This is a genomic window from Kitasatospora sp. NPDC034035, assembly GCF_055575755.1.
The window spans coordinates 24969-38258 of sequence record NZ_JBVISA010000053.1 but is presented as its reverse complement, the minus strand read 5'-3'; the positions used below and the strand labels follow the sequence as shown (position 1 = coordinate 38258).

The following is a 13290-nucleotide window of genomic DNA, read 5'->3' as shown; positions in this document are numbered from 1 at the left end:
AAGACGGCGTGGATCAACGACCCGGCCAAGCGCAGGGAACCCGCACCACAAACCTCATAGCGTCACGACCGTCTCACTGGACTTGAAATCTTCCGACCGGTCGCCGGCCCGCGTTGTCGGGGATGCGTGCGTCGTCGACGTTGATGGCGACGCGCTCGACGGTGACATCCGGCCGGCCGGCTGCCTGGCCGAGGCAGACGACCAGGTCCGGGACGCACCGCTCCATCGCGGTGCGCAGTTCCTCGGCGGCCTGGCCGAAGACGCAGCTCAGCCGGGTGGCGGTGACCAGGAGTCCCTCGGGAGGGTTGTCGGCCACGAGACGGGCGACCTCCCAGGACGGGTTGACGTCGGCGCCGTCGAACGGTTCGAAGCCGGTGAGCAGGACCCTGGTCATGGGACGGCCTTTCTGGCGGAAGGGAAGAACGCGGGTCAGAACGCGAAGAGCGACATGATGGCGATGTTGCAGACCAGCAGCGCGCCGGCGGTGGGGAGTTGGGCCTTGATCGGCCCGTACTGGTCCTTGAGCTCGAGCAGCGCCGCCGGGACGAGGTTGAAGTTGGCCGCCATCGGCGTGACCAGCGTGCCGCAGAAGCCGGCCAGCATGCCCACGGCCAGGACCACGCCCGGGCTGCCGTGCAGTTGGGTGATCAGGATCGGCCAGCCGATCGCGGCGGTCATCACCGGGAAGGCGGCGAAGGCGTTGCCCATGATGATCGTGAACAGGGCCATGCCCACGCAGTAGAGCGCCACCGCCGCGTACTTGCTGCCGTCCGGCAGGAAGTGGATGGTGATCTTGCCGACTTGGGCGCCGACCCCGGCGCTCTGGAAGATCGAGCCCAGTACGGCGAGGAGTTGGGGCAGCAGCAGTGCCCAGCCCATGGACTCCAGCAGTCCGCGGCCGGAGTGGAGGGCGACTGCGGGGTTGCGCTCGCGGGTGAGCAGCAGCGCCAGGCCCAGAGCGACGAGTGAGCCGATGCCGAGCCCGAGGAGCGTCTCGCTGCCGGTCTGCAGCAGCAGGCCGCCGCCCAGGTGCACACCCTTGAGGAGCGTTCCGCAGGCCAGCGCGACCAGCGGGAGCGCCAACGCCGGGATGAACAGCCGGGTGCCGAGGCGCGCGGCGGAGGCGGCCCGGCGCTCGGGGGCGGCGGCAGTCGAGGTGCCGCGGCCGGTGAAGCCGAAGCCGGCCAGACAGATCATCACCAGGACGGCGACGCCCAGCGGCGCGGCGGGCGCGCTCTTGTCGGCGACCCACGTGCCGTAGACGAAGCTCGCACCGAGCAGGCCCCAGAAGGCGGCGCTGCCGTAGCGCTTGGGATTGCCGCGGTCCACGGCCATCTGCGCGGCCATCGCGAGGAAGACGGCTCCGGCCAGCCAGTACAGCCACTCGACCTTGATCACTTGCTGGTCTCCTCGATGCGGTCGGCAGTGGTCGCCTGGTCAGCTGTCGCGGGCAGGTCGCGGGCGAGGGCGCGGTCCAGGCGCAGCAGGCGCGCGCCGTGGATGAGGGTGGCGCAGACGGCGGTGGGGATGGCCCACAGGGCGAGCTGCACCGGCTCCAGGTCGGTGTGGTAGGTCGCGTCGACGAAGCCGGTGATCAGGAGGATCGAGCCGACGGCGAGGAAGCAGTCCTCGCCGAAGAACAGACCGACGTTGTCGGCGCTCGCGGCGAAGGACCGCACGCGTTCGCGGGCCTTGTCGGTCAGGGTGCCGTGGTGGCGTTCGGCGGCGGCCTCGGCCATCGGCGCGACCATCGGGCGCACCGCCTGGGCCGGTCCGCCGAGGCCGGTGAGGCCGAAGGCGGCGGTGAGCTGGCGGACCACCAGGTAGACCGCGAGTACGCGTCCGGCGCTGGCCTTGGCGAGTTTGTTCATCAGGGTGCGGGCCTGTTCCTGCAGGCCGTGGCGCTCCAGCAGGCCGATCACCGGCAGGGTGATCGCGAAGAGGGTCACCGAGCGGCTGGAGGCGAAGCCCGTGCCGAAGGCCTCCAGGACCCTCAGCGGGCTCATCCCGCCCAGAAGTCCGGTGAGGACGCCGGCGGCGCCGACGACGAGGAGCGGATTTCGCCGGGTGGCGAACCCGGCCACCACGACGAGGATGCCGACAAGAACGATCATGTTCCTGGCCGCCTTTCAGACGGGCCTCCGCCGTACGGGTGACCGTCTGGGGCGCCACGGGCGGAGGAGGTCGCGGCCTGGGTGGGCCGCGACCGTACGGGGGTTGCCGCGAGGCTAGGGGATTGTGGAACAATCCGACAAGAGTTCAGGAGGTGGAACGTGACCGGAGTTTTCGACGCGCTCGCGGCCGACCGGGGCCGGCTCGACCGCGCCAGCGCCGCCCAACGCGTGGCCGAGGTGCTGCGCGACCACATCACCGAAGGCCTGCTAGCCCCCGGCACCCGGCTGTCGGAGGAGGCGCTCGGAGAAGCGCTCACCGTCTCGCGCAACACACTCCGCGAGGCGTTCCGGCTGCTGGCCGACCAGCGGCTGGTCGTGCACGAGCTGAACCGGGGCGTGTTCGTCCGGATCCTCGAACCGGACGACGTCGCCGACATCTACACGCTGCGCCTCGCCCTGGAGACCGCCGGCGTACGTGCCCTGCACAGCGCCGCACCCGAGCGCCTGGCCGCGGTGCGCACCGCCCTGAGCTGCGCGGAGGCCGCCGAGGCGGTCGGCGACTGGGTCACCGTCGGCACTGCCGACCTGCACTTCCACCAGGCCGTCGCAGGGATCGCCGGCAGCCGGCGGATCGACGAGTGCATGGCCCGCCTGATGGCCGAACTGCGCCTGGCTTTCGCCGCCGTCCCCTCGGCGCGCGGGCTCCACGCACCGTTCCTGCGCCGCAACCAGACGCTCACCGGACTGCTGGAGACGGGCGAGATCGACGACGCCGTGGTGGAGCTGACCAGGTACCTGGACGACGCGCGCGCGGTGATCGTCCGTGCGATGACGGACGGCCCGATGACGGGCAGCGCGAGATGACCCCGCCCGGGGGCGCTCCCGTTCCGGTCGTCGACCTCAACGCCGACCTCGGCGAGGGATTCGGCCGCTGGACGCTCACCGACGACGACGCCCTGCTGTCTGTGGTCACCAGCGCCAACGTCGCCTGCGGCTTCCACGCCGGGGACCCGACCACCATGCGACGGGTGTGCGAGCTGGCCGCGGAGCGGGGCGTGCGGATCGGCGCGCAGGTCTCCTACCGGGACCTCGCCGGGTTCGGGCGGCGGGCGATGGACGTCCCGCCGGACGAGCTGGCGAACGAAGTCGCCTACCAGATAGGGGCGTTGCAGGTGTTCGCGCGGGCAGCCGGAGCACACGTGGCGTACGTCAAACCGCACGGCGCGCTGTACAACCGGGCGGTGCACGACGAGGAGCAGGCGGAGGCGGTGGTCCGCGGCGTCCGCCTGGCCACGGGGGCGCAGGAGCGGGCCCTGCCCGTACTCGGGCTGCCCGGTTCACGGCTGCACGAGGCGGCCGGGCGGGCCGGGCTGCCGGTGGTCGCCGAGGCGTTCGCCGACCGCGCGTACACCCCGCACGGCACGCTCGTCCCACGCCGCGAACCCGACGCCGTCGTCGAGGACCCGGACGCGGTCGTCCACCGCTCGGTCGCCATCGCCCGGGACGGCGAGGTCACCGCGCGCACCGGCGACCGGATCCGGCTGCGGGCCCGTTCCCTGTGCGTGCACGGCGACACCCCTGGGGCCGCGGATCTGGCCCGACGGGTGCGAACGGCCCTGTGGACAGCCGGAGTCCGCGTCGAGGCGTTCGCGTGAGCGCCGAACCGACGGCGCAGACCGCGCAGATCGTGCAGGGCGCGCAGGCCGGGGCGAACAGGACCGACGGGATGAAGATGCGCGTCCTGCGGGTCGGTCTGGACGCGCTCCTGGTCGAGTTGGACGGCGCCGACGAGACGACCGCCTTCCACGCCGAACTCCAGCGCCGACGCGCGGCGTCCGAACTCCCGGCCGTCACCGAGGTGGTACCCGCCGAACGGAGCGTGCTGCTCGACGGCGTGGCCGATCCCGACGCCCTGGCCGCCGAACTGGCCGGCTGGCGAGTGCCACCGCTGCGGGCGAGCGCCGACCGGACCGTGACCATCCCGGTGCGCTACGACGGTGCCGACGTCGCGGAGGTCGCCGCATTGTGGGGTGTCGCCGAGGACGAGGTCGCGCACATCCACTCGGCGACCGAGTTCCGCGTCGCCTTCAGCGGCTTCGCCCCCGGCTTCGGCTATCTGACCGGCCTGCCCGAGCGCTACCGGGTGCCCCGGCTGGCCGTCCCCCGCCCCGCCGTCCCGGCCGGGGCGATCGCCCTCGCCGGCCCGTACACCGGCGCCTACCCGCGCTCGTCCCCGGGCGGGTGGCAGCTGATCGGGCGCACCGACGCCGCGCTGTGGGACCCGTCCCGGGAACCCGCGGCCCTGTTCAGTCCTGGGACCCGGGTCCGGTTCGTGATCGAGGAAGCCTGACCACGAAAGCCCGGACGAGGAAGCCCGACCAAGGAAACCCGAACGAGGAAACCCGAACGAGGAAACCCGAACGAGGAAGCGTGATCGAGGGAGCATGACCGTCACCATCACCAGTTCCGGCCTGCTGACGACCGTCCAGGACCTCGGCCGGCCCGGGCACGCGCACCTGGGCGTGCCGCGCTCCGGCGCGCTCGACCAGCCCGCCCACCGACTCGCCAACCACCTGGTCGGCAACCCCGCGACGGCGGCCACCCTGGAGACCACCGTGCTGGGCTGCGCGGTGCGCGTGGACCGCGCCGTGACGGTGGCCGTGGCCGGCGCGCCGTGCGCCGTACGGGTCGACGGGCGGCCCGCCGCCTGGGCCGCTCCGGTGCGGCTGCCCGCCTGGGCGCTGTTGGAGGTGGGCCCCGCGACGCGGGGTGTGCGCAGCTACGTCGCCTTCGCGGGTGGGATCGCCGCCGCGCCGGTCCTCGGCAGCCGCTCGACCGATCTGCTCTCGGGGCTGGGCCCCGCTCCCGTGGCCCCCGGGGACGCGCTGCCGCTCGGCGATCCGGTCGGCCCGCCCGCCGGGGCGGACGTGGTGCCGACGCCCGCGCCGCCGGACCCACTGCTCCTGCCGGTGCTGTTCGGCCCGCGCGACGACTGGTTCACCACCCGCTCGCTCGCCGTCCTCACCGGCTCCGGCTACCGCGTCTCCCCCACCAGCAACCGGATCGGCCTGCGCCTGGACGGGCCGCCCCTGGAGCGCGCCCGCGTGGGCGAACTCCCCAGCGAGGGCATGGTCCTGGGCGCGGTCCAGGTCCCGCCCGACGGCCGCCCGGTGGTCTTCCTCGCCGACCACCCCACCACCGGCGGCTACCCCGTCATCGGCGTCGTCCCCGCCACCGCCCTCCCCGCCGTCGCCCAGGCCACCCCGGGCACCCCGGTCCGCTTCACCCCGATGCGACGGCGCTGAGTCCGCTACTTCCGGCGGGCGAGCCTGGTCTCCGCCTTGAGGAGCAGCGGCATCAGGGCGTAGACGACGACGGGGACGACGAGGGCGGTCATGACCAGGGTGCGCAGGGGCAGGGGCAGGTTGCCGAGGTAGGGGCTGAGGAGGAGGAAGGCGGTGGTGATGGTCGGGTAGACGGCGAGCCAGGTGAGCAGGGCGCGGCGGTGGACCGACGGGGCGGCGGGGGTCGTCGCGGGTGCGGCCGGGGTGATGGTGTCGGTGGTCATGGCGCGGGTCCTCCCCTTGGTGAGCGGCTGGAGGCCAAATCTCCAACCCTTCGGTTGGAGTTTGGCACGGGCCGGCGCGGATGTCCAACCAAAGGGTTGGACATTTGGGATATCGTGGGGTCATGGCCTGGGACACCGCACGCACGCAGCAGCTCCTCCTCGACGCCGCGGTCGAGGAGTTCGCCGAGTTCGGCCCGGACGGGGCCCGGATCGCCCGGGTGGCGACCCGGGCGGGGGTGAACAAGGAGCGGATCTACCAGTACTTCGGCAACAAGGAGCAGCTGTTCTCCGCCGTGCTGACATCCGAACTCGGCAAGCTGGCGAAGGCGGTGCCGCTCGCGCCGACGGCGCGCCTGGACCTCGGCGACTACGCCGGGCGGGTCTTCGACTACCACTCGGCCAACCCGCACTTCTCCCGCCTGCTGGCCTGGGAGGGCCTGCAACGCGGCACGGAGGCCGAGGGGTTGGCGGCCGGCCCGGAACGCACCGCGCACTACGGCGAGAAGATCGCGGCCGTCGCCGCTGCCCAGCGCAGCGGCGAGGTGGCCGGTGAGGTGGATCCGGCACGGCTGATGTTCGCGGTGATCGGGCTGGTGAACTCCTGGTTCACGCTGCCGCAGATGGTCCGCCTACTGCTCTCCGGCCAGGCGGACCACGCGACGGACCGGGAGGCCGTGGTCACCTTCGTCCGTCGCCTGACGAGGCCCGCGAGCGACTGAGCAGCCGCGAACGGCCCGCCGACGCGGCCGGGTTCAGCGGTGGCGGGCGGCCTGGGCGGCCCGGCGGGTGGCAGGGTGTGCCCGGTGCACCCGGTGCAAAGGGTGTCAACGGCCGTGACGGGCAAGCACGGTGGGAACGCAGGGCGAACGGCCCCGGACCGGTCGACCGGTCCGGGGCCGTTCGCTTGACGGGCGTCAGGCGCTCTGGACGGCCGCGAAGCGGGCCGAGACGTCCTGCCAGTTGACGACGTCCCACAGGCGGGTGACGTAGTCCGGGCGGACGTTGCGGTACTGCAGGTAGTAGGCGTGCTCCCAGGCGTCGAAGGCGAGCAGCGGGGTGGTGTTCTGGCCCACGTTGCCGTGGTGGTCGTAGACCTGCTCGACGATCAGGCGCTGCCCGAGCGGCTCCCAGGAGAGGATGCCCCAGCCGGAACCCTGGACGCCGGTGGTGGCGGTGGTGAGCTGCTTCTTGAAGGCGTCGAAGCTGCCGAAGTGCTCGGTGATGGCGTCGGCCAGCTCGCCCTCGGGGCGGTCGCCGCCCTCCGGGGAGAGGTTCTGCCAGAACAGCGAGTGCAGGACGTGGCCGGACAGGTGGAACGCGAAGGTCTTCTGCAGGCCGACGAGGCCGCCGAACTGCTCCTTGTCGCGGGCCTCGGCGAGCTGGTCCAGGGTGTCGTTCGCGCCCTTGACGTAGGCGGCGTGGTGCTTGGAGTGGTGCAGCTCCAGGATCTCGGCCGACATGGCCCGCTCGAGCGCGGAGTAGTCGTACGGCAGGTCGGGAAGCGTGTAGGCGCCCATGGTGGGACACAGCCCTTTCGACGGATGGTGATGATCGTGCCGGGACAACACTATTGCGTATGAGTTGCAAGAACACAGCATGGGCTCCTGCTTATTCCTCACGCCGCCTCAGGCAGAACGGTCGCCAACGGACGTGACGGGCGACGAGGGTGAGTGACCGTGACGGTCGGCCGCCGCCCGCCGGATGGAGGCGCAGCGGGAGCCGCACGCGCCGGACGCGGCGGCCGCGTTGCAGGAGGCGATCGCGGACGTGCTGCCCCGGAAGGCGACCAGGGCCTGCATCGATCACGGGATCGGCACGCTGGTGGCGGCCGGCGGGGTCGCGGTTCTCACGCCGAGTGCGGGTTCCGTCGCCTGACAGCATGTCCGGTTGACTGCGCGTCCAGTTGACAGCGTGTCCGGTCGGGCAACGGTTCGGTCAAGCCGGTCGAAATTCCGCCCCCGGGACTTCCCTCCGCGTTGAACCATGTGCCATTTTACATGTCACACATCAGGACCGTGCGCCCCCACACCGCACAACCCTCACTGGCCCGGAGGCCCCCACCCCATGCGTCCCTTCCGGATAGCGAAGGCGAACGCGCGCAGACTCCCTGCGCTCGGCGCCGCCTTCTTCCTCGCCCTCGGACTCTTCGCGCCGCAGGCCCACGCCGCCGACAAGCCGTCGGCCCCCGCCCCCACGGGCAAGGCGGCCGCGCCCCGTGCGATCCCCGTGCCCAAGTCGCCCGACACCCCCAAGGACGCCCGCCCGCTGGCCTCCGACGCACAGGCCAAGCCGAACGCTCCGACGGGGGGCAGCACCGTCGGCACCGCGAAGGCGGCGAAGCAGTTCTCCGCCGCCGTCAACGCCTGTGACGTCTCCGCCTTCACCGGCAACTCCGGTGCCGCGCTGGTCCAGCAGGTCAAGTCGGCCGGGCTCGACTGCGTCAACTCGCTGTTCACGCTCACCGGCAACGACGCGAAGGGCGCCTTCAACGAGGCCCAGATGGCCACCGTCGCCAACGCCCTGCGCGACGTCTCCGCCGCCTACCCCGGGGACGACTCCACCGCGGCCGGCCAGCTGGTGCTCTTCCTGCGCGCCGGCTACTACGTGCAGTGGAACCACGCCGACGTAGTCGGCACCTACGGCACCAGCCTGCAGACCGCGATCCGCGGCGCGCTGGACGCCTTCTTCGCGGCCCCGCACAGCAAGGACGTCACCGAGGCCAACGGCCAGACCCTCGCCGAGGCCGTCACCCTGATCGACAGTGCCCAGGAGAACGCCCGCTACACCGGCGTCATCAAGCGCCTGCTCGACAGCTACTCCAGCGCCTGGACCGGCTCGATGGCCACCGCCGTCGCCAACACCGAGACCCTCATCTCCCGTGGCTTCGACCGGACGGACTTCGTCGCCGCGCTCCAGGCCGACCCCTCCTTCGCCACCAGCATGTCGTCCTTCGTCACCCGCAACAGCTCGCAGCTCACCGGCGGCGACACGGTGACGAGCGTCGGCATCCAGATCGGCAACCTGCTCGCCCATGACGCCACCAAGGCCCAGGGCCGGCCGATCGTCAAGGACCTGATCAACCGCTACCCGCTGGTCGGCGCCACCGGTCCGCTCACCATGAACCTGGTCTGGTTCGAGGAGAACAAGGACGCGGGCAACTGCGCCTACTACGGCACCTGCGACCTGCCCACCCGGCTCGTCCCGCTCGTGCTCACCATCGACCACACCTGCAACGCCAACCTGCGCATCCGCGCCCAGGACATGACCGCGCAGCAGCTCACCGACACCTGCACCAGCCTGATCAACCAGGACGCCTACTTCCACTCCGTGGTCAAGGACAACGGCCCGGTCGCGAACGACAACAACAACAGCCTCGAGGTCGTCGTCTTCGACGACTACTACAACTACAGCCTCTACGCCTGGCTGATGTACCACATCGCCGTGGACAACGGCGGCATGTACGAGGAGGGCGACCCGGCCAAGGCCGGCAACCAGGCCCGCTTCATCGCCCACGAGGCCTCCTGGCTGCGGCCCCAGTTCCAGATCTGGAACCTCAACCACGAGTACACCCACTACCTCGACGGCCGCTACGACTTCTACGGCAACTTCGACGCCGGCATGACCACCCCGACCGTCTGGTGGGTCGAGGGCCTGGCCGAGTACATCTCCTACAGCTACCGGGGCGTCCACTACGACGACGCGGTCACCCAGGCCGGCAAGGGCACCTACGCGCTGAGCACCCTGTTCGACAGCACCTACGACAACGCGGACTCCACCCGGATCTACAACTGGGGCTACCTGGCCGTCCGTTACATGCTCCAGTCGCACCCGCAGGACGTGACCGCGCTGCTCGCCAAGTACCGCGTGGGTGACTGGAACAGTGCCCGCACCCTGCTCAAGAGCACCATCGGCACCTCGTACGACGCCGACTTCGCCGCCTGGCTCAAGGCCTGCGCCGCCGACAACTGCGGCTCCCTGCCCACCAACCAGGCTCCGCTGTGCACCGCCGCCGACGCCCGGCAGTTCGACAAGAACTGCCGCCGCGACGGCGTGGCCGCCACCACCGGGAACTACAGCTACAGCTTCCTGAACCTGCCCGCCGGCGTGAAGCAGCTGACCATCACCACCAGCGGCGGCACCGGCAACGCCGACCTCTACTACAACGGCGGCGCCTGGGCCACCACCGGCTCCTACCAGGCCAAGTCCACCAACAGCGGCAACGGCGAGACCCTCACCATCACCAACCCGCCGGCCGGCTGGGTGTACTTCAGCCTCTACGGTCAGCAGGGCTTCGGCGGCGTCACCGTCACCACGACCTACAACTGACCACCTGGGCAGCTGAGAACGAGCACCGAGCACCGAGCACCGAGCACGTCCGTACGTACCGGAGGGCCCCGCGGCGACGCGGGGCCCTCCCCCGTTTCCGCTCGGGCCCCCGTTTCCGCTTACCCCGCCCACGCCGCCTCGCCTACGCCGCCGACCAGGTGACCGTCGGCGGGCGGACGGCGGCGCACAGCGGGTGGCCCTTCGCGTCCGTCAGTCCGAGGCGGGCGACCAGCAGGCCGGTCCGGGCGGCCTCCTCGGCGGTTTCCCGGTCGATCGCCTCCAGCAGCAGCTTCGCCCGGCGGAACAGCTCCCGGTCGTCCCCGGCCACCCAGTTCAGGTAGACGAACCGCCCGCCCGGGCCGCCCTGGACGTACCGGCCGGTGATGTCCACCCGGCCGTCCGGCAGCGGCTTCGCCGCGCACTCCAGCAACCACCTCGCCCGCGCCGCGTCCCCGGGCTGCGGGTCCAGCAACTCGGCGGGCCTGCCCCGGCGTTGGACGGCGACGTGGATGTCCCGGTACCCCGGGAAGTCCGGGCCGGCCCCGCAATCGCGGCCGGGCAGGTCGGTGGCCTCGATCCTCAGCTCCATGCCGCTATCGTCCCCCACCCGTGGCCCTTCCGAAGCAGGGTTATAACAATTTCCCCAAAGAATGGGCCGTTAACGTTGCACAGAGGTCCGATCATCATCAACCGAAGGGGTGTCAAAAACCCGCACCTTCGGTTAGGGTCCAGAGACAGATGAAGCCGTTCCGATTCCACACGGGAATTCGAATGGACTCACGGCCAGGGCGTGGCTGTTTTGCCACGCCCGCAATCACAGAATGGAGACAGCCATGAAGATGATCAAGGCGATCGCCAAGAAGTTCAAGAAGAACGAGGACCTCGCTGCCCACGCGTGGATCCTGCACGTCATCTGATGCACCACCGTCGGCGGGGGCGGCGGCTCGGTTGAGCCGCCGCCCCCGCCGACGACGCGCATCGAACGCATTCCATCGCCATTCCGATAAAGGCGGGATTCTCGTGGAAGAAATTGCGGCGACACCGGTCCGCGACCATTCCCTCGTGTTTGCCCCTCGGATCCGGGACCTGCTGGCCCGGGAAGAAAGGGTATTCCGGATCGACGCCACCACGGTCGGTGTCTCCGACTGCCACCTGATGGCCGAAACCGTCGCGGCGCGCCCCGTGCTGTCCGCGGAGCGCTCGGTCTACAAACCCGCCGCGGGCGCCGACATCCCCCACGACAGCGCCACCCGCACGATCCGCGCACTGGGGCAGGACGTCATGGCGGGCATCCGGACGCCGCCGCCCCCGGCGCGCGGGCTGTCCGGCGCTTGGCCCTACGCGCCCACCTCCTACCTGCGCGGCTGGCTCTTCTCGTCCGACCCCCTGCCGGTCTCCCTGCTGTCGAAACGCGGCGTCACCCGCTCCGACACGCTCTCCCGGCTCGTCGACCGCGCCGTCACCATCTGGCCGGGATCCGAGGCCGAGGGCGGGTCGACCGCACTGGCCCAACTGATCCGCGCGGCTTCCGACCCGCTGGAGCGGAAGCAGGCCATCGCCATGTACCGGCGGGCGACGGCCACCCTCTGCGACGGCGTGGCCGCACTGGCCGGCAACGCCCTGTGGCTGCTGCGGCAGGAGCCGGAACGCGACCACGCGGCGGAGACCCCCGGCCTCACTGCGGTCCTGTGGGAGACGCTGCGACTGCTCCCGCCCGCGTGGATGCTGTGGCGCAACGGCGGGGACGCGTACACCCGGCTGCACCCCGAGATCCGCCCCGAGGACAACGTCGCGCTCTTCCCGCTCCTGATGCACCGCCACCCGGACTACTGGTCCGACCCGCTGGAGTTCCGCCCCGAACGGTGGACCGGGGTGGCGGACCCGGAGAAGACACCCGGTTTCATGCCGTTCGGGTTCGACGGCGCCCGCTGCTGGGCCAAGCACCTGGTCGTCCCCCTGGCCGAGCGCCTGCTGACCGTCGCCTTCGACAACGGACTCGTCATCCGCGGACCGCGGCAGGACGCCCCCGTCCCCCTGCGCTCCCTGCTCTCCGTCCGCTTCGAGGCGGCAGCGGGGACAGCGGGGGCATGACCCGGCACACGACCGGCGGCATGATCCGGCGGCTCCGGGCGGAGACCGTCAGCCCCGAGCACCGAACACCCTGACACCACAGGACACATCATGGAATCGCCCACGCTGGCCGACTGGGTCGGCGACGTCGAAAGCTTCGCCGGCCGCCGGTGGCAGCGCGAGCCCGCGGTCTTCACCCCGGGGGCCCTCGCCTCGCCCTTCGACCTCGACGCGCTGGACGCCGCCTTCGACGGAGGGCTGCTGCGCACCCCGTACCTGGAGATGGTCCGCTCCGACAAGGTCACCGTCCCGCCCGAGGCCTACACCACGTCACGCGTGGTCAACGGCGTGACGTACGACGGCTACGCCGACCGCGCGAAGGTCCTCGCGCGCCTGCACGCTGGGGCAACGCTGCTGCTGCGTTGCGTCGACCAGTGGCACCGCCCGACGGGCGAGCTGGTGGCCCGGCTGTCCGAGGAGCTCGACCGGCGCGTGGAAGCGTTCTTCTTCCTCACCCCGGCCGGCGGTCAGGGGCTCGCGGTGCACCGCGACGACGCGGACGTGTTCGTCCTCCAGGCGGCCGGACGCAAGACCTGGTACGTCCACGACGCTCCGACCGTGGCGGACTGGTCGCTGGGCGAACTCCCCGACGACGAACACTCGCCGCGCCTCCTGCACCGCGTCCTCGAAACCGGCGACGTCCTCTACGTCCCGCGCGGCTTCGCCCACCGCGCGGTCGGCGCCGCCGGACTGTCCGCCCACCTGTCGCTGACGATCCGCGACCTCTCCCTGTCGGACCTGCGGACGGCCCTCGCCCGGCGGCTGACCGAAGGGCTGGACCTCCCGGCCCGCCCACTGGGCCAGGCCGCGATCGCCGACGCCTGCGCCACGCTCCTCGGCCACGTCCGGGCCGAGGCCGACACGATCGGACCGGAGGACCTGCTGCTGGCCGCCCGGGCGGCCACCCGGGCCGGGGAGGCGCGGCAACCGGTCGGACCGCCCCGGGCGGAGACCTTCACCGAGGCGGCCCGCGCCTGGGAGACCGGAGGACCCGACGCCGGGCACGCCGGGCTTGGCCCGGTCGGCCGTACCTGGCGCAGGCTGCGCGACGCGGCCCGCACCACGACCTGACGCACGGCGCCGGGCCACCGGACCGGGGGCACAGCGCCCCCGGTCCCCTGGTCCGCCGCCCCCGGCCTCCCGGTCCACCAG

13 protein-coding genes and 2 pseudogenes are annotated in these 13290 nt (G+C 71.8%); 9 read left to right on the top strand and 6 right to left on the bottom strand.

The genetic code is table 11. The features are described from left to right. Positions 1 to 94: 94 nt before the first annotated feature. The 3 genes and pseudogenes from ACZ52J_RS40260 to ACZ52J_RS40250 all read right to left on the bottom strand — a co-directional run. Positions 95 to 394 (bottom strand): annotated as a pseudogene (locus ACZ52J_RS40260) (pyroglutamyl-peptidase I); the annotation flags it as partial. A 35-nt stretch (positions 395 to 429) separates the two neighbouring features. Beyond that, positions 430 to 1398 carry a DUF979 domain-containing protein gene (locus ACZ52J_RS40255; protein ID WP_465626119.1) on the bottom strand — a complete coding sequence of 323 codons (969 nt, stop codon included), beginning with the start codon at positions 1396 to 1398 and terminating at the stop codon, positions 430 to 432. Beyond that, positions 1395 to 2114 (bottom strand): DUF969 domain-containing protein, encoded by a 720-nt coding sequence (locus tag ACZ52J_RS40250; protein ID WP_465626117.1) that lies wholly within the window; start codon positions 2112 to 2114, stop codon positions 1395 to 1397. The genes ACZ52J_RS40255 and ACZ52J_RS40250 overlap by 4 nt, the downstream gene beginning before the upstream one ends. 159 nt (positions 2115 to 2273) lie before the next feature. On the opposite strand from ACZ52J_RS40250, the gene ACZ52J_RS40245 reads away from it, so the two are divergent. From ACZ52J_RS40245 to ACZ52J_RS40230, 4 genes are all read left to right on the top strand, one after another. Then, positions 2274 to 2978 carry a GntR family transcriptional regulator gene (locus ACZ52J_RS40245; protein WP_465626115.1) on the top strand — a complete coding sequence of 235 codons (705 nt, stop codon included), beginning with the start codon at positions 2274 to 2276 and terminating at the stop codon, positions 2976 to 2978. Further along, complete coding sequence (locus ACZ52J_RS40240) at positions 2975 to 3769, top strand: LamB/YcsF family protein (RefSeq protein WP_360491858.1); 795 nt, start codon at positions 2975 to 2977, stop codon at positions 3767 to 3769. Before ACZ52J_RS40245 ends, ACZ52J_RS40240 begins: the two co-directional genes overlap by 4 nt. A gap of 71 nt (positions 3770 to 3840) precedes the next feature. Further along, positions 3841 to 4464, top strand: coding sequence for a 5-oxoprolinase subunit B family protein (locus ACZ52J_RS40235; protein WP_465626121.1), 624 nt, complete (start codon positions 3841 to 3843; stop codon positions 4462 to 4464). 94 nt (positions 4465 to 4558) lie between these two features. Next, on the top strand, positions 4559 to 5419 hold the full coding sequence (locus ACZ52J_RS40230) for a 5-oxoprolinase subunit C family protein (RefSeq protein ID WP_465626113.1): 861 nt from the start codon (positions 4559 to 4561) through the stop codon (positions 5417 to 5419). Positions 5420 to 5424: 5 nt separating this feature from the next. Here ACZ52J_RS40230 and ACZ52J_RS40225 read toward each other — a convergent pair whose 3' ends face one another. Next, on the bottom strand, positions 5425 to 5682 hold the full coding sequence (locus ACZ52J_RS40225) for a hypothetical protein (RefSeq protein ID WP_465626111.1): 258 nt from the start codon (positions 5680 to 5682) through the stop codon (positions 5425 to 5427). Positions 5683 to 5804: 122 nt separating this feature from the next. On the opposite strand from ACZ52J_RS40225, the gene ACZ52J_RS40220 reads away from it, so the two are divergent. Next, positions 5805 to 6401: a TetR/AcrR family transcriptional regulator gene (locus tag ACZ52J_RS40220; RefSeq protein ID WP_465626109.1), complete on the top strand. Its 597-nt coding sequence runs from the start codon at positions 5805 to 5807 to the stop codon at positions 6399 to 6401. Positions 6402 to 6596: 195 nt separating this feature from the next. Here the strand turns inward: ACZ52J_RS40220 and ACZ52J_RS40215 are convergent, their stop codons facing one another. Continuing rightward, on the bottom strand, positions 6597 to 7199 hold the full coding sequence (locus ACZ52J_RS40215; RefSeq protein ID WP_465626107.1) for a superoxide dismutase: 603 nt from the start codon (positions 7197 to 7199) through the stop codon (positions 6597 to 6599). A 163-nt stretch (positions 7200 to 7362) separates the two neighbouring features. Here ACZ52J_RS40215 and ACZ52J_RS40210 point away from each other — a divergent pair. Together ACZ52J_RS40210 and ACZ52J_RS40205 are read left to right on the top strand one after the other, a co-directional pair. Further along, positions 7363 to 7524, top strand: a pseudogene (locus ACZ52J_RS40210) (tRNA (adenosine(37)-N6)-threonylcarbamoyltransferase complex transferase subunit TsaD); the annotation flags it as partial. Positions 7525 to 7746: 222 nt separating this feature from the next. Further along, entirely contained in the window at positions 7747 to 10008 is a 2262-nt protein-coding gene (locus ACZ52J_RS40205) for a M9 family metallopeptidase (protein WP_465626105.1), read from the top strand. 142 nt (positions 10009 to 10150) lie between these two features. Here ACZ52J_RS40205 and ACZ52J_RS40200 read toward each other — a convergent pair whose 3' ends face one another. Continuing rightward, the gene (locus ACZ52J_RS40200) at positions 10151 to 10597 is read right to left on the bottom strand and encodes a DUF5990 family protein (RefSeq protein WP_465626103.1); all 447 of its coding nucleotides are present in this window, start codon (positions 10595 to 10597) and stop codon (positions 10151 to 10153) included. Positions 10598 to 11070: 473 nt separating this feature from the next. Between ACZ52J_RS40200 and ACZ52J_RS40195 the strand changes: the two genes are divergently transcribed. Together ACZ52J_RS40195 and ACZ52J_RS40190 are read left to right on the top strand one after the other, a co-directional pair. Further along, entirely contained in the window at positions 11071 to 12099 is a 1029-nt protein-coding gene (locus ACZ52J_RS40195; RefSeq protein ID WP_465626101.1) for a cytochrome P450, read from the top strand. Between the two features lie 90 nt (positions 12100 to 12189). Beyond that, entirely contained in the window at positions 12190 to 13209 is a 1020-nt protein-coding gene (locus ACZ52J_RS40190; RefSeq protein ID WP_465626099.1) for a JmjC domain-containing protein, read from the top strand. Positions 13210 to 13290 lie beyond the last annotated feature (81 nt).